This is a genomic window from Achromobacter sp. GW823-FHT04E03, assembly GCF_058796095.1.
The window spans coordinates 1,111,580-1,126,103 of sequence record NZ_JBXAIJ010000001.1; the positions used below are offsets into that span (position 1 = coordinate 1,111,580).

Annotated in this window: 14 protein-coding genes and 1 pseudogene; 5 read left to right on the top strand and 10 right to left on the bottom strand. The window is 66.9% G+C overall.

Features of this window, described 5'->3' with window-relative positions:
- Positions 1 to 77 precede the first annotated feature (77 nt).
- A pseudogene (locus tag AC1RHV_RS05175) lies at positions 78 to 829 on the top strand (SDR family oxidoreductase).
- A gap of 47 nt (positions 830 to 876) precedes the next feature.
- Here AC1RHV_RS05175 and AC1RHV_RS05180 read toward each other — a convergent pair.
- Together AC1RHV_RS05180 and AC1RHV_RS05185 are read right to left on the bottom strand one after the other, a co-directional pair.
- The gene (locus tag AC1RHV_RS05180) at positions 877 to 1,656 is read right to left on the bottom strand and encodes a HEAT repeat domain-containing protein (RefSeq protein ID WP_054456431.1); all 780 of its coding nucleotides are present in this window, start codon (positions 1,654 to 1,656) and stop codon (positions 877 to 879) included.
- The gene (locus AC1RHV_RS05185) at positions 1,653 to 2,183 is read right to left on the bottom strand and encodes a MarR family winged helix-turn-helix transcriptional regulator (RefSeq protein WP_225588743.1); all 531 of its coding nucleotides are present in this window, start codon (positions 2,181 to 2,183) and stop codon (positions 1,653 to 1,655) included. The genes AC1RHV_RS05180 and AC1RHV_RS05185 overlap by 4 nt, the downstream gene beginning before the upstream one ends.
- A 125-nt stretch (positions 2,184 to 2,308) precedes the next feature.
- Between AC1RHV_RS05185 and AC1RHV_RS05190 the strand changes: the two genes are divergently transcribed.
- A complete protein-coding gene (locus tag AC1RHV_RS05190) occupies positions 2,309 to 2,824 on the top strand; it encodes a GNAT family N-acetyltransferase (protein ID WP_492299943.1) in 516 nt (171 codons plus the stop codon).
- 35 nt (positions 2,825 to 2,859) lie between these two features.
- Positions 2,860 to 3,318 carry a bleomycin resistance protein gene (locus AC1RHV_RS05195; protein ID WP_310532319.1) on the top strand — a complete coding sequence of 153 codons (459 nt, stop codon included), beginning with the start codon at positions 2,860 to 2,862 and terminating at the stop codon, positions 3,316 to 3,318.
- 43 nt (positions 3,319 to 3,361) lie between these two features.
- On the opposite strand, the gene AC1RHV_RS05200 is transcribed toward AC1RHV_RS05195, so the two are convergent.
- The 4 genes from AC1RHV_RS05200 to tetR all read right to left on the bottom strand — a co-directional run bounded on the left by AC1RHV_RS05200 (position 3,362) and on the right by tetR (position 8,003).
- Positions 3,362 to 5,326 carry a TRAP transporter large permease gene (locus AC1RHV_RS05200; RefSeq protein WP_175181280.1) on the bottom strand — a complete coding sequence of 655 codons (1,965 nt, stop codon included), beginning with the start codon at positions 5,324 to 5,326 and terminating at the stop codon, positions 3,362 to 3,364.
- Positions 5,323 to 5,946: a TRAP transporter small permease subunit gene (locus tag AC1RHV_RS05205; protein ID WP_054456427.1), complete on the bottom strand. Its 624-nt coding sequence runs from the start codon at positions 5,944 to 5,946 to the stop codon at positions 5,323 to 5,325. The genes AC1RHV_RS05200 and AC1RHV_RS05205 overlap by 4 nt, the downstream gene beginning before the upstream one ends.
- Positions 5,947 to 6,026: 80 nt before the next feature.
- Positions 6,027 to 7,151 (bottom strand): TRAP transporter substrate-binding protein, encoded by a 1,125-nt coding sequence (locus AC1RHV_RS05210; RefSeq protein WP_054456426.1) that lies wholly within the window; start codon positions 7,149 to 7,151, stop codon positions 6,027 to 6,029.
- 198 nt (positions 7,152 to 7,349) lie between these two features.
- Complete coding sequence (gene tetR / locus AC1RHV_RS05215; RefSeq protein ID WP_119449404.1) at positions 7,350 to 8,003, bottom strand: tetracycline resistance transcriptional repressor TetR; 654 nt, start codon at positions 8,001 to 8,003, stop codon at positions 7,350 to 7,352.
- A gap of 119 nt (positions 8,004 to 8,122) precedes the next feature.
- Here tetR and tet point away from each other — a divergent pair, with 119 nt between their 5' ends.
- Positions 8,123 to 9,307, top strand: coding sequence for a Tet(A)/Tet(B)/Tet(C) family tetracycline efflux MFS transporter (gene tet, locus AC1RHV_RS05220; RefSeq protein ID WP_492299946.1), 1,185 nt, complete (start codon positions 8,123 to 8,125; stop codon positions 9,305 to 9,307).
- A gap of 53 nt (positions 9,308 to 9,360) precedes the next feature.
- Positions 9,361 to 10,098, top strand: a complete 738-nt coding sequence (locus AC1RHV_RS05225; RefSeq protein WP_054456423.1) for a hypothetical protein — start codon at positions 9,361 to 9,363, stop codon at positions 10,096 to 10,098.
- Here the strand turns inward: AC1RHV_RS05225 and AC1RHV_RS05230 are convergent.
- From AC1RHV_RS05230 to AC1RHV_RS05245, 4 genes are all read right to left on the bottom strand, one after another.
- Positions 10,085 to 10,750 (bottom strand): DUF5074 domain-containing protein, encoded by a 666-nt coding sequence (locus tag AC1RHV_RS05230; protein ID WP_175162910.1) that lies wholly within the window; start codon positions 10,748 to 10,750, stop codon positions 10,085 to 10,087. The two genes, AC1RHV_RS05225 and AC1RHV_RS05230, sit on opposite strands and share 14 nt — an antisense overlap.
- A 34-nt stretch (positions 10,751 to 10,784) precedes the next feature.
- Positions 10,785 to 12,014, bottom strand: coding sequence for a helix-turn-helix domain-containing protein (locus AC1RHV_RS05235; RefSeq protein WP_054456421.1), 1,230 nt, complete (start codon positions 12,012 to 12,014; stop codon positions 10,785 to 10,787).
- A gap of 124 nt (positions 12,015 to 12,138) precedes the next feature.
- The gene (locus AC1RHV_RS05240) at positions 12,139 to 13,527 is read right to left on the bottom strand and encodes an ATP-binding protein (protein WP_119449401.1); all 1,389 of its coding nucleotides are present in this window, start codon (positions 13,525 to 13,527) and stop codon (positions 12,139 to 12,141) included.
- Positions 13,524 to 14,186: a response regulator transcription factor gene (locus tag AC1RHV_RS05245; RefSeq protein WP_054456419.1), complete on the bottom strand. Its 663-nt coding sequence runs from the start codon at positions 14,184 to 14,186 to the stop codon at positions 13,524 to 13,526. The genes AC1RHV_RS05240 and AC1RHV_RS05245 overlap by 4 nt, the downstream gene beginning before the upstream one ends.
- Positions 14,187 to 14,524: the final 338 nt, after the last annotated feature.

The window sequence follows — 14,524 nt, forward strand, 5'->3', positions numbered from 1 at the left end:
ATTGATCTATCGTGGATAGCGGCAAACCCGCCCGCCGCAAACGCGCAGGACACCCCCCGGCTTCCAAGGAGCCCACCATGAACCGTTTCGAACAGAAGACCGTCCTGATCACGGGCGGCACCAGCGGCATCGGCCTGGCCGCCGCCCAGGCTTTCGCCGCCGAGGGTGCCCGCGTCGTCGTCACCGGGCGCGACGCCGCGGTGCTCAAGCAGGTGCGCGCCAGCCTGGGTTCGCATGCGCTGGCGCTGCGCAACGACGCCGGCGCCCCCGGCGCCCCCGCTGCGCTGGCGGCCGAACTGCGCCAGGCCGGCATCCGTCTGGACGCCGTCTTCATCAACGCCGGCGTGGCCCGCTTTGCGCCGCTGGCCGAAGCCACCGAGGCCCTCTGGGACCAAACCTTCTCGACCAACGTCAAAGGCGCCTTTTTCCAGTTGCAGGCGCTGGACCCGCTGCTCAACCCGGGCGCGTCCATCGTGCTAAATGGTTCGATCAACGCCCGCATCGGCATGCCTGCCTCATCGATCTACGCGGCCAGCAAGGCCGCGCTGATTTCGCTGGCCAAGACCTTGTCGGCGGAGCTACTGCCGCGCGGCATATACGCGTCAACGTCATCAGTCCCGGCCCGGTCGCTACGCCGATCTACGACAAGCTGGGACTGGATGCCGCGGCGCTGGAGAAGACCGCCGCCAGCATCCGCGCCCAGGTGCCGCTGGGGCGTTTCGGCACGCCGCAGGAAATCGCCTCCACGGTGCTGCACCTGGCCTCGCCCGAATCCGCCTTCATCGTGGGCACGGAAATCATCGCGGATGGGGGCATGAGCCAGTTGTAATCGCTGGCCGGCCGGATGGGCGCAAGCGTATCTGCCCAAACCCGCGGCTAGGCGCCGATGGAACGCAGCGCGCGCTGGCAGATGCGTTGCGTCGCCGCGGCCGGCTTGCCCCGCGACCAGCGCGCGCAGACTTCGCGCACCCAGTCCGGCTGGTCCTTGCTGGCGTCATTCAGCCAGTTCGCCACCGAGTCCTGCACGTAGATGGCCGGATCGGCCCGCAGCGGTTCCAGCAGCGGCAACGCGCGGCCGGGATCAGCCTTCAGGGCCGCAATGTGCGCGCACCATACCCCGCGTGGGCGCAGCGACTCGCTGGCAAAACGACGTACGCGTTCGGACGCGTCCGCGGTCCAGGGCCGCAGCAGTTCCACTGCGGCGTCCAGTTCCGCCGCCAATTGTGGACGCACCGCCAGCCAGGCCCATTCCCGCACGCCGAAATGCCCGTCATCGGCCAGCGGCCGGATCAGCGCCACCCGCTGCTGCAAGCTCAGGTCCGGCATTGCGCCGACCATGAAGCAGGCCCAGCCCCGGACGGTATCCGAACGGTGATCACGCAGTTGCTTGAAGGCGTCCGCGCCCAGGCCGTCCAGCAGCGTCCGCGCCGCCACGGCCATGCGCTTGGAGATGCCCGTCGCAGCCTGCGCGCGCAGAACTGCGATGGCTTCGGCGCCGACCTGGGGCGCGGCTGCCTGCATCAATTCGGCAAAGTCCACGGCCAGGCATTCGGTCAGATTGCGTGCCGGCTCGCCCGCGTTCAGCTGCGCCAGGCGTTCCGCGCCGATGTCCTTCACGCCCCTGCCCGTCGGCGCGGCGGCAGCTTTCTTGTTCATTGCGTGCTCTCCTGTCCCGCGGTCCGGCCCGCGTCGGTTCCCTGCCAGATCTTGCCCAGCAGCGTGCGCAGGCGCGCCCGGTCCGCCGGGCCCAAGCCCGCAAACAGGGAATCTATCCAGTCCGTATGCGTCTTGAACAGCTGCGCGGCCTCGGCCCGCCCCTTGGCGCTCAGCTTCACGATGATCTTGCGCCGGTCTTCCTTGCCCGCGCGGCGCGAGACGAAACCATCGCGCTCCAGGCCGTCCAGCAGGCCCGTGACCGTGGCCCGCGTGACGCCCGCGCCATCGGCCAGCTCGTGCGGCGACATGCCGTCGGCCTGCTCATGCAGCAGGAACAGCAGCACGAACTTTCCCTCCGACAACTTGCGCGGCGCCAGCCGGGCAGCGCAGTCGCGGTCGATGGCGCTGGCCAGCGACAGCAGCTGAAAGCAAAGGGCTATGCCGTCGGCCGACGGCAGGCCGCGCTTGGCGGCGACGTCGAGCAGCGCGCGGTGTTTGGGTTCAAGCATGTGTTGTGGGTCTTGCATGAGTAATCCAGCCCAGTGATTCTCGATGCCGAAATAATAAGGCGCCTAACCATATTTCCGCAAGACGGGCTGGTGGCTATGAACGGCTATCATCCTGGCTACCCAAGCAGCCAGTGAATGAATCCATGCCCTTGCCTCCCCGCCTGACCCTGCGCCGCATGCAGGAAGATGACATCCCCATGCTGCTGGCCATGGAATCCGACCCCGAGGTCATGCGCTACAGCACCGGCATCAAACCGGCAGACGAGGCACGGCGGCAGGAGCTGCTGGCATGGCTGCGGGAACCGCCGACCCAACTGGGCCACTGGGCGATCACAGTAGGCGGCGTCGCAATGGGCTGGGTAAGCCTGGTCCCATTGGCTGGCACGGACAGCATCCAGCTTGCCTATCGGCTGCAGCGCGCGGCTTGGGGAAAGGGATATGCAAGCCAGGCCGCGCAGCAATTGTGCGAGTATGCCTGGCGCGAAACGGAAGTTTCCGAACTCGTCGCGGTTGTCTGGCCCGACAACCAAGCCTCCGTACGGGTCCTGGAAAAACTCGGGTTTACGTTCCGGGCGCGCGAACGCCACTACGACCGCGAGACCATCGTCTATACACTGCCGCGTCCTGCCGCTGGATCCGACCGGTTCCCGCGGCATTGATCCCCGCCCTCCTGCGCATCCTGCAAACCTCCGCCATGAACTACCCCGTCCTTCCCGCCGCCGAATTCTCCGCCGCCCGCGTCGTGCCCGAACTGCTGGTGTCCGACATCCGCAAGAGCCTGCATTTCTGGTGCGGGCTTTGCGGGTTCTCGATAGCCTACGACCGCCCGGAAGACCGTTTCGCCTATCTGGACAAGCACGGATCCCAGGTCATGCTGGAGGAATACGGCCACGGCAGGAACTGGATCACCGGCCCGCTGGAAGCGCCCTTGGGGCGCGGGATCAATCTGCAGATCGAGGTGCCCGCGATCACGCCTGTCGTCGATGCCCTGCGCGGCGCCGGCTGGCCGCTGTACATGGAGCCCGAGGAAAAGTGGTATCGCGCCGGGACCACGGAGGTGGGCGTGCAGCAGTTCCTGGTACAGGATCCGGACGGCTATCTCATCCGCTATTCGGCGGGCCTGGGCCGGCGCGACATTCAGGCAGAGGCCTGAGGCAAGGCGGAACGGGAGGCGGCGCGACCGCCGCCCCCGCCTCTTACCGGTACAGTACCGTCGGCAGCCACATGCCAATGCCCGGGAACACGTACAGCAGGAAGATCGCCACCACCTGGATGCCCATGAACGGCATCATGCCCAGGAAGATCTGGTTCAGCGTCACGTGCGGCGGCGACACGCCCTTCAGGTAGAACGCCGACATGGCGACTGGCGGCGACAGGAAAGCCGTCTGCAGGTTCAGCGCGACCAGCAGGCCGAAGAACAGCGGGTCGATGCCGAAGGTGTTGAGCAGCGGCACGAAGATGGGCATGAAGATCACGATGATCTCGGTCCATTCCAGCGGCCAGCCGAGCAGGAAGATGATGACCTGCGCCAGCAGCAGGAACTGCAACTGCGACAGCCCCAGCGACAGCACCCATTCCTCGATGATGCGCTGTCCTCCCAGCAGCGCGAACGCCGCCGAGAAGATCGATGAACCGACGAACAGCCAGCACACCATGGCGCTGGTCTTGGCGGTCAGGAACACGGATTCGCGCAGCACCGGCAGGTTCAGCCGCCGGTATGCCAGGGCCAGCAGCGCGCCGCCCATGGCGCCCATGGCGGCGGCCTCGCTGGGCGTGGCCAGGCCGAAGGCGATGGAGCCCAGCACCGCCGCGATCATCACGGCCAGCGGGAAGAACGAGGCCATGAGCATCTTGAAGATTTCCATGCGCGCCCAGGTCAGCATCGCATAGAACGCCACCAGGATGGCCGCGCATATGGCCGCGAAGATCCAGAAACCCTGGGGCGCGGCGATACTCTCGCCGGCCGATGCCGGCGCCTGCGCGGCGGCGGCGGTCTCGGGCGCGGCCGCTGGCGTGGCGGCGGGCGTGCCAGGCGGCTCGGCCAGGCCGCCGGCCGCGGGCGGATCATTCGCAGGCGGTTCGGCCAACTCGTTCGAAGGCGGCTCCGCCAGCCCATCGTCTGCCGGCGGCTCGCTCAGGCCCGAATCGAATCCCCCCGACCCCAGCTGCAACTCGGCAGGGATCTCGTACACGACCGCCGGCCGCGTCGTCGCCTGGTAGACCACGCCCACCAGCAGCACCGTGACCGCCAGCGGCGCAATCGCCAGCGCCATGTTGCGCATCAGGAAGCCGAACGGCACGTCCTTGTTGCGGCGACCCTTGAACAGGGCCGCCAGCATGCCGGACACGGCGCGCGTGTAGCCGCCGGACGCCAGCGCGGCGGATTCCGGGGACAGCGGCACGCCGCGCTCTTCCTTGGGCAGGGGCGGCGCCATGTCGGGGCGCAGCTTGGCCACGATGATCACATAGACCATGTACAGCACCGCCAGCATGATGCCCGGGAACAGCGCGCCGGCATACAGCTGCACCACCGATACGCCGGTGGTCGCGCCATAGACGATCAGCATCACGGAAGGCGGCAGCAGGATGCCCAGGCAGCCGCCAGCGGTAATCGAACCCGCGGTCAGGCGCACGCTGTAGCCGGCCTTCAGCATGGCGGGCATGGCCAGCAGGCCCATCAACGTGACCACGGCGCCCACGATGCCGGTGGCGGTGGCGAAGATCGCGCAGGTCGCCAGCGTGGCCACCGCCAGCGCGCCCGGCAAACGCGCCAGCGCCAGGTGCATGGAGCGGAACAGTTTTTCGATCAGGTTGGCGCGTTCGACCAGATAGCCCATGAACACGAACAGCGGGATCGAAATCAACGAGTCGTTGGTCATCGTGGCGTAGGTCCGCTGCACCATCAGGTCCAGCGTCTGCCCGACCGAGCGGCCCGCGTCGGAACTCTGCATGTAGTACGCCAGGAAGGTGAACAACACTCCCATGCCCATCAGTGTGAACGCCGTCGGAAAGCCCAGCATGATGGCCACCACGATGAGCGCCAGCATCAAGAGGCCGATATGCCCCGTGGTCAGATGGTCCCAGGGCGTCAGGAACGCGATCATCAGCAGCACCAGGCCGATGCACGACAGGCCGAACCACAGCGCCTTGTGGATCTTCATGAGCGCGGCTCCCCGGTGGTGACGTAGCGGTCCAGCTTGGCGATGTCCTCGTCCTTTACATGCACCATCTTCTTGAGCTTGTCGACGTCCACTTCCTCAACGTCCTCCTCGCGCGAGGGCCAGGCGCCGCGCTTCAGGCACAGCACGCAGCGCAGCACTTCCGCCACGCCCTGCACCAGCAGCACCGCGCCGGCTATCGGGATGAAGGCCTTGAAGGGATAGATGGGCGGCCCGTTGGCCATGAGCGACGAATGCTCGCGGATGGCGATGGAGTAGCCGGCGTAATACCAGCCCGCCCACACCAGCGCGATCACGCCGGGGAAGAAGAACACGATATACAGGATCAGGTCCAGCGCCGCCTGCACGCGCGGCGGCAGGAAGCCGTACAGGATGTCTCCGCGCACGTGTCCGTTCTTGGCCAGGGTATAGGCCCCCGCCATCATGAACAGGATGCCGTAATACATCATCTGCATGTCGAACGCCCAGGCGCTGGGCTGGTTCCACAGGTAGCGCGCGGCCACCTCCCAGCAGACGTGCAAGGTCAGGACTACGATCAACCAGGCAAAGGTTTGCCCGACAAAAGTGGAGATGCGGTCTATGAAACGTATGATTCGGATCATCTCGCTTCCAGGTCAAGACGCATGGCGTCCCGCCGCGCACCGGTGAATGGCGCGCGGCGCGGGATACAGGTACCGGCCCTTCAAGCCTGTTTGGTGGAGCGCGAGAAGTAGTGGTTGTAGGCCATGCGGAAGTTGACCGAGGTGTCCCCGTGCCAGCGCCCCACCCGCTCGGCGAAGGTCCGTTGCGATTCCAGCACCTTCTTGAACAAGGGGTTTTCGGCCGAGCGCTTGGCGATCATCTCGTCCCAGATCTTCAGCTGCTGCTGCAGGATGGCGTCTGGCGTCTTGTAGAACTTGACGTTGTGGTCCTTCTGCAGCTTGACGTAGTCCTGCGAATAGCGGTTCGCCGCCTTCCAGGACATGTCCGCGCTGGAGGCCTGCGCGGCATAGCTGAGGATGTGCTTCAGGTGTTCCGGCAGCGCGTCGTACTTGGCCTTGTTGAAGAGGATTTCGAACTGCTCCGCGCTTTGGTGGAAGCTCTGCAGCATGCAGATCTTGGAGACGTCCTGGAAGCCCAGGGCCAGGTCCGAGGAAGCGTTGTTGAATTCCGCCCCGTCCAGCAGCCCGCGGTCCAGCGCCGGCACGATTTCCCCGCCGGGCAACGCGTTCACGGCCGCGCCCATGGCGGTATACATGTCGATGGCCAGGCCGACGGTGCGGAACTTGAGGCCCTTGACCTCTTCCATCTTGGTGATCGGACGTTTGAACCATCCGAACGGCTGGGTCGGCATCGGCCCGTACATCAGCGACACCACGTTCACGCCCATGGCCTTCTGGATTTCGACCAGCAGCTCCTTGCCGCCGCCGTATTCGTGCCAGGCCAGCAACATGTTGGCGTCCATGCCGAAGGACGGCCCCGATCCCCACAGCGCCACCGCCGTGTTCTTGCCGTACCAGTAGGCGACCACCCCATGCCCGCCGTCCAGCGTGCCCGCGGACACCGCGTCCAGCAGGTCGAAGGCCTTGACCACGGCGCCAGCCGGCAGGATCTCGATCTTCAACTGGCCGCCGGCCATGTCATTGACCTTCTGCGCATAGTCGCGCGCGAACTCGTGGAAGATGTCGTTGGCGGGCCAGGTGCTCTGAAAGCGCAGGGAAACCGGGGCATTCTGTGCCCGGGCCACTGCCGGAAATCCGAGCGCGGCGGCCCCGGCGACAGCGGCGCCGGAGATGAACTTGCGGCGGGGCTTGGTAACGTGTTGCATGGCGTGTTGTCTCCTGAATTAGGACTACATGGACCAGCTTGTAGTTACTACTCCTGCGTGGGCGCGGGATGGTGAAGCCTGCTGCGGAATCCCGCCGGCGCGATTGCGGACGATGCGCAAAGCGTGAGCCTGATTAAACCTTTCTGACTAATCGCTGACAATCAGCTTCTCGTCAGGAATTACCCTAGAAACCAAGTACTAGTGCTTACGCACGATCTTCCCGGGCAACGCGGAGTGCCCACGCCGCTGCTCCAGTCCATCGAGTATGGCCGCGAGTCCAAACTCGAATGCCGCATCGGGTCCGGCGGCGTCGAGGGCCTGCAAAGCCGCGGTTAGCAATGGCGTCGCCAAGGACGGGGTCTGCTTCGCGCCGGCCTGCCGCTCCTGCTCATCGGCCGCGGCGGCCTGCTGTTCCAGCACGGCGCCGACCGTGAAGTAGCTGACAGTCGTCAACGCGTAGGCGGCATCGGCGGGCGCGAAGCCGTCCTTGCACAGGAACGCCAACTGCGCCTCCACGGCTTCGAATTGCGGCTCGCTCGGCCGGGTGCCGGCGTGTATGCGTGCGCCGTCACGATAGGCCAGCAATGCGCGCCGGAAACTGCGCGCATTGCCGTTGAGGAATGAACGCCAGGTGTCGCCGGGCCTGGGCATCGAATACGCGTGGCTCTCCGACAGCATCGCCTCGCCCAGGCGGTCCAGCAGTGCGCGCTTGTTCTTGAAATGCCAGTACAGCGCGGGTTGCTGGACCCCCAGGCGTTCGGCCAGCTTGCGCGTCGTCAGCCCATCGGCGCCGACCTCGTTCAGCAGGTCCAGGCCAGCCCGGATCACGACATCCACTTGCAATTTGGTCACGGCGATTCCTCGTTCATCTTGAAATTTTATCGATGATAAATTATCGTAGCGAAAAATTTATCACTGATAAATAACAGATCAAACAACATGCAGTCCATCCACCCGCCACGAGGCCGCGCATGAGAGCCGGCCACGCCCTGGTCATCCTCAGTACCGTCGCCCTGGACGCCGCAGGCATAGGCCTGGTCATGCCCGTCCTGCCCGGCCTGTTGCGCGGCCTGGTCCAATCGGAGGGCATAGCGGCCCATTACGGCGCCCTGCTGGCAGCCTATGCCCTGATGCAGTTCTTGTGCGCTCCGGCGCTGGGCGCGCTGTCCGACCGCTACGGCCGGCGGCCCATCCTGCTGCTCTCGCTGGCGGGCGCCGCCATCGACTACCTGATCATGGCGACAGCGCCAACGCTGCCGGTCCTGTACGCGGGACGGCTCGTCGCCGGCATCACCGGCGCCACGGGCGCCGTGGCGGGCGCCTGCATCGCCGATCTTGCGCGGGGCCACGAGCGCGCGCGCTACTTCGGCCTGATGAGCGCCTGCTTCGGCGTCGGCATGATTGCGGGGCCCGTCATCGGCGGCCTGCTGGGCGGCGTCTCGCCGCATACGCCGTTCCTGGCAGCCGCAATCCTGAACGGCGTCAATTTCCTGATGGGTTGTTTCCTGTTGCCCGAATCGCATGCGGGCGAACGGCGGCCGCTATCGCTAAAGGCGCTCATGCCCGCCTCTTCGTTCCTGTGGACGCGCGGCAGAACCGTAGTCATCGCACTGATGGCCGTCTTCTTCCTCATGCAGTTCGTGGGACAGGTGCCTGCCACCTTGTGGGTCATTTACGGCGAAGACCGCTACCAGTGGGATGCCGCCACGGTCGGCGTCTCGCTCGCCGCATTCGGCGCGCTGCACGCGCTGATACAGGGACTGGCCACCGGGCCCGTCACAGCGCGGCTGGGCGAAAAACGTACGCTGTTGCTGGGCATGGGCGCCGATGCCCTGGGCTACGTCCTGTTGGCGTTTGCGTCGCGGGGATGGATGGCGTTCCCCATCATGCTCCTGCTGGCTTCGGGCGGCATCGGCATGCCCGCATTGCAAGCCATGTTGTCCGCGCAGGTGGAGCAAGAACGCCAGGGCCAGTTGCAGGGCGCGCTGGCCGCGCTGTCCAGCCTGAGCGCGATAGTCGGGCCGTTGGCCATCACGGCGCTCTATGCCGCGACGCTGAACGCGTGGAAAGGATGGGCATGGATCGCGGGCGCCGGGCTGTATTTTGCCTGCCTGCCGGTCTTGCGCCGCGGAACCTCGCAAGGCAAGGTCTGGTAGGACTGCACTGGTCCCGCGCTACTATCGGGGAACCACAATCGGCAAGGAAAGGAATGAACCAGAAGCAGCGCGCCGTCAACCGCCGCCGGATTCCACGCAAGGCCTGGGCCTTGGGCCTGATCATCGCGGGCGCCGCGGGTTTTTATGCATGGTGGCAATCACCCCTGGGTCCGGGCCTGACCGAAGGCAAGATGCGCAAGATCCTGGTCGAGGCCACGGCGCAACCGGAATATGCGCCGGTCGGCGCCTGCGTCAACGTCGTGGGCGTGCGGCCCTTGCCCACTGATGTCTACACCGCTTTCCTGGAAAGCCAGGACAGGATCGTGCAGGGGTTGATCAAGCATCAGCTGGTCACGGTCAAGCGCGTCAGCGCCAACGGCGACGGCGGGCCACCGCAAGCGGACGAGGATCCCGAGGACGCGAGCAGCCGCATGGAGCTGACGGATAAAGGCCGGCCCTACTACACGGATGGCGAGGCCCGCCTCAACTCCAAGCTGGTCTATACCGCGAAGTTCTGCGCCCCCGGCCTGCAGATCGGCAAGATCCTCACCCATACCAAGCCGCTCAAGAATCCATTCGACGACAACCCCAACCTGGTCTCGGCGGTGAAGTTCGAATGGCGGCTGGACCGCAGCACCGCGGACTGGGCGGCGGATCCCGCCTTCCGTCCGTACCTGTCCGGCTTTGCGCCGGAAGACCAGCCGGACGAATGGCAAACCGAGTACATCATGCTGGAACGGAAAGACGGCGTGTGGGAACTGGGAGACAGGCCCTACATCATCCGTTGGTGACCGCCGTATCGTCGGCCTTGGCTGGCGGACGGCGCACCGCCCTCAGCTTGCCGCTGTCGCCGCCGCCGCAGAAAAAGCAGCCGGCGCCATCCGATTCCAGCCCCGACACGCCGATGCCGGCCGGCATCTCCACGCTTTGCAGCACTTCGCCGGTCTTTTCGTCCAGCTGCCGCAGATCGCTGGCGCCGTCCTCCCAGGTGCCGTGCCACAGCTGGCCGTCCACCCAGGTCACGCCGGTGACGTAGCGGTTGGATTCGATGGTGCGCAGCACGCGGCCGGTCTCCGGGTCCACCTGGTAGATCTTGCGCTGGCGGTACTCGGCCACCCACAGGCTGCCCTCGGCCCAGGCCATGCCCGAAGCGCCGCCGCCGCCGGGCGCGGGGATGCGGCTCAGCACCCGCCCGCTCTGCGGTTCCAGCTTGACGATGGTGCCGTCGGAGATCTGATAGAGATGCTTGCCGTCAAAGGCCGTGCCCGCGTCGGCAACAATGTCGATCGAGGCTTGCGTGCTGCCGCTATCCGGGTCCATGGCAATCAGCTTTTCGCCGGCGGCAAACCAGACCTGCCGGCCGTCATAAGTCACGCCATGCACGGCCTGCACGCCGGGAAATGGGCCGTACTCGCGAATGATCTGGGCTTGCGTTCGTTTCATGTCGGTTCCTTGAACTGGAGTTCGAGCCTTCATGCTAGTCGGCGGCCAGCGCGGCCGGGAGTAACAAGGTTGTCGTGAATCCCGGTACCTGCGGCGTCATCCAGCGGCGCGCCCGGCCCTGTCCGCAAGCCTGCACCTTGTCTGCCGCCGCCAGCGCGTCCAGCGTGCGCTGCACGGTGCGCTGGCTTGCGCCCAAGGCCAGGGCCAGGGCCGAGCTGGACCAGGCTTCGCCGTCGGCCAGACAGGCCAGCACCGCTCCCTGATCCCTGTCGCCCTCGCCGCTTGGCCGGGCCAGCAACGCAACCGGCCTGTCGGCTTCGGGCCTCAGAACGAAACCGCCGCGCGCGGCGCTGATGCCGGCCACGCCGTCCAAGGCCGCGCGCAGGCGTCCTATCTCCACCCGCAAGCGCGCGCGGTGCGTTTCATCGAAATAGGCCGTGCGGAAGGCCTGCTCAATAAGCGTTTCCCTGGGCGCGGGCTGCGGCCAGGCTTCGGCCAGGACGCGGGCCAGCGCGAACAGCACCGGCCGGCTCGCCAGCGGAATCTCGCGGCCAGCGCTGCGCACCGCGTGACGGCAACCATCCACCACCAGCGTGTCGGATGCCAGCAGCGCTTCCACTTCATCCAGCAGAATGGGCCGCTGGACGCCCTGCCCGATCAGGCGCGCGGCCGGCGTATTCAGGACCAGGGTGGCGTGTTCCACCTCGGCCATCAGCGCGGGGATGCCGGCGACGCGGGCCGCAAGCTCGGCCTGGGTCAGCGCGGCGCGCGCGCGCTCGGTGCGCAGGCGCCGCAAGGCGATACCGGCTGCGATCAGTTCGTGGATGGCGCGGGAAGCCGGGGCCAGCGAGGCCGGGTCCAGCATGGCCAGGGCGTCCTCGGCCCGATCGAGCTGGCCAAGCAGCAGTTCACGCCGCGCCTGCAGATGCCTCGCATGCGCGGCGTTGGCCGGATCGCCATGGGCTTCCAGCGCGGCGCGTGCGGCCTCCAGGGCCTTTTCCGGCCAGGCCAGATCGCGCGATACCAGGGCGATCTCGGCCTCGGCTACGACGCATCTGGAGCGGGCCAGCACATTCTTGTGATCGAAGTTCCGGGCCGCGCTGCGCAGCAAGGCGCGGGCGCGGCGGAAATCGCCCAGTTGGGCCATGGCGATGCCGCGCAAGGCCAGCGCGGGCGCGTCATCGCGCAAGGCCACGAGGTTCAGGGCGCCCAGCGGATTGCCGGCGGCCAGTGCGCGCGCTGCCGAGGTGATCAGCAAATCCATGGAAATCCCGCCACTGACGCCGCTCCCTCAGTCCGATTGCCGGAAACTAATCTACCACCTGGCGAGGATTTGCTGCGCAGTCAGGCCGGCCGGCATTTCAATCCCCGCCCCCGGTCCGGCGGGTTCAAGCGCCCTGCGCGCCTGCTGCGGGAGTTCCCCCGGCTGCAGGCGGGAAAGTCACCGTCAGCGCCACGCCCGCGCCGCGCAGGCCCTCGCCCAGCGTGATCTCGGCTCCATGCTGTTGCGCGATCTGCGCCACCAGCGACAGGCCGATGCCGCTGCCCCCCGCAGCGCTGCCTGGGGCGCGATAGAAGCGGTCGAACACGCGCGAGCGTTCCTGCGGCGCGATGCCCGGTCCGTCGTCAGCCACGCGCAGGCAGGCTCCGCCGTCGGGCGACGGTCCGCAGGAAACCACGATCTGGCCGCCGCTCTGCGTATAGCGCACGGCATTGTCCAGCAGGTTGCGCACCAACACGCCCAGCGCGTCCAGCCGCCCCCTGACGACGCAGGCCTGCACATCCAGCTGGATGCGCAGCTGCTTTCGGGTGGCGTCGGATTCCCAATCGCGCACCAGCATGGCCACCAGCGCGTCCAGTTCGACCAGCTCCGGCTCGTCGGCGCTGGCGCTGAGCGCATCCATGCGGGCCTGGTCCAGCAATTGTTCGGACAGGCGCGAGGTGCGCTGGGCGACCAGCCGCAGTTTCTCGATGGCGGCCGGGGCGTCGCCGGAACCCGCGCTGCGGGCCACCAGTTCGGCATGCGCGCTCAGCGCGGCCAGCGGGGTGCGCAGTTCGTGCGCGGCATCTTCCAGAAAGCGGCGCTCGCGGTCCATGCCACCCTTGACCCGCAGCAACAGCTGGTTGATCGAGCGGATGAAGGGACGCAGTTCGCCCGGCATGCCGGCCATGGGCAGCGGCGCCAGGTCGAACGGGCCGCGCCGCGCGATGGCCACGCCGGCGCGGTCCACCTTGCGGAAGGCGCGGCCGACCACCATCCAGCTCACCACGGCCAGCAGCACGAACAGGACAGACACGATAAGCAGTCCGCGCTTCAGGCTGTACAGCGACTGCGCGCGCAATTCGCTCTGCGGCCGCGCCACCTGCACCTGCACCCGCCCCTGCGCGTCGGAGATCGCGTACACGCGCCAGTCCACGCCGTCGGCGCGCACGTCGAAATAGCCGTCCTGGAAGCCGCCGCTCAAGGGTTGCGCGGGCGACTCGGGCGAGCGCAGCAGCAGCCGGCGATCGGCCAGCGACCACAGGTGGAAACGTACCTTGTCGCCGTCGACACGGCTGGATGCGGGCGGAGTGAAACGCTCGGACGGGGCCTCGTTGCCCAGCAGGCTGACCGGCAGCGACGCCAGCATCTGGCTGGCCGCGTCGTGCAGCCATTGATCGCGCGCGCCGGTCTGCGAGCGCGTGGCTTCGTACTGCTGGAAGGCGAACACCGCGATCCATGACAGGGTCATCGTCACCAGCAGCGTCAGCGTGAGCTGCTTGCGCAGCGTCTTCATTCGCCCGCCTCGATGCGGTAGCCCAGGCCGTGGACCGTGGCGATGAGCTTGTCGCCCAGCTTGCGGCGCAACTGATGGATGTAGACGGCCACCGTGTTGCTTTCGATGGCGCCGCTGTCGCCGTAGACGGCGGCCTCCAGTTGTTCGCGGCTGACGGTGTGGCCGATGCGCTCCATGAGGGCGAGCAGCGTTCGGTATTCATGCGCGCTGAGACTGACTTCCACGCCTGCGCGGGTCACCGCCCGCCTGGCCGGCTCCAGCACCACGTCGCGGCAGCGCAGCGCCGAAACCACGGCGTTGCTGCTGCGCCGGACCACGGCGCGCAGCCGCGCCAGCAGTTCGTCCAGTTGGAATGGCTTGACGATGTAGTCATCGGCGCCGGCATCCAGGCCTTGTATCCGCTCGCTCAGCCGGTCGCGGGCGGTCAGGATCAGCACCGGCGTGGCATCGTAGCGCGCACGCAGATGCTTCAGGACCGTCAGCCCGCTGCCATCCGGCAGCCCCAGGTCCAGCAGCACGGCTTGAAAACCATGATCCACCAGGGCCAGCCGCGCCTGCGCAACGTCGCGCACCCATTGCACGTCGGCGCCGGACTGCGCCAGGCTGGTGTGCACGGCGTCGCCCAACATGGCGTCGTCTTCAACTAGCAGGACACGCAAGAAAACTCCAGAACCGTCACCCATGCCGCAGCATGCCGGCCTCGGTTTAAGAACTTGTTAAGAAGCCATGCCCGCGGCTTGCGGCCAGCCCCTTGCGGAAAGCGCGGAGCGGGCGATGGACCAGAGCGGCGGATTTTAGCAAGCGCCCCCCCGTCGACGCTGGCGCAGTCTGGCTACGTCCCTCTTACTGGCTATACCGTCATTAGCATATGCTTGACTGTACTTGTATATACGAGTTAAATAAATCCCGCTGACACCGCATCCCCGGAACGCGCCAAGAGCGCCACCCGCCGCACCGCACCTGGGCGCCACCCTCTCGCCTTCAAGTACGCGCCATC

Bases quoted from the DNA above. Each gene is read 5' to 3' on its own strand.
- AC1RHV_RS05180 (WP_054456431.1), bottom strand. From the start codon at position 1,656: ATGAACAAGAAAGCTGCCGCCGCGCCGACGGGCAGGGGCGTGAAGGAC.
- AC1RHV_RS05185 (WP_225588743.1), bottom strand. From the start codon at position 2,183: ATGCAAGACCCACAACACATGCTTGAACCCAAACACCGCGCGCTGCTC.
- AC1RHV_RS05190 (WP_492299943.1), top strand. From the start codon at position 2,309: ATGCCCTTGCCTCCCCGCCTGACCCTGCGCCGCATGCAGGAAGATGAC.
- AC1RHV_RS05195 (WP_310532319.1), top strand. From the start codon at position 2,860: ATGAACTACCCCGTCCTTCCCGCCGCCGAATTCTCCGCCGCCCGCGTC.
- AC1RHV_RS05200 (WP_175181280.1), bottom strand. From the start codon at position 5,326: ATGAAGATCCACAAGGCGCTGTGGTTCGGCCTGTCGTGCATCGGCCTG.
- AC1RHV_RS05205 (WP_054456427.1), bottom strand. From the start codon at position 5,946: ATGATCCGAATCATACGTTTCATAGACCGCATCTCCACTTTTGTCGGG.
- AC1RHV_RS05210 (WP_054456426.1), bottom strand. From the start codon at position 7,151: ATGCAACACGTTACCAAGCCCCGCCGCAAGTTCATCTCCGGCGCCGCT.
- tet (WP_492299946.1), top strand. From the start codon at position 8,123: ATGAGAGCCGGCCACGCCCTGGTCATCCTCAGTACCGTCGCCCTGGAC.
- AC1RHV_RS05225 (WP_054456423.1), top strand. From the start codon at position 9,361: ATGAACCAGAAGCAGCGCGCCGTCAACCGCCGCCGGATTCCACGCAAG.
- AC1RHV_RS05230 (WP_175162910.1), bottom strand. From the start codon at position 10,750: ATGAAACGAACGCAAGCCCAGATCATTCGCGAGTACGGCCCATTTCCC.
- AC1RHV_RS05235 (WP_054456421.1), bottom strand. From the start codon at position 12,014: ATGGATTTGCTGATCACCTCGGCAGCGCGCGCACTGGCCGCCGGCAAT.
- AC1RHV_RS05240 (WP_119449401.1), bottom strand. From the start codon at position 13,527: ATGAAGACGCTGCGCAAGCAGCTCACGCTGACGCTGCTGGTGACGATG.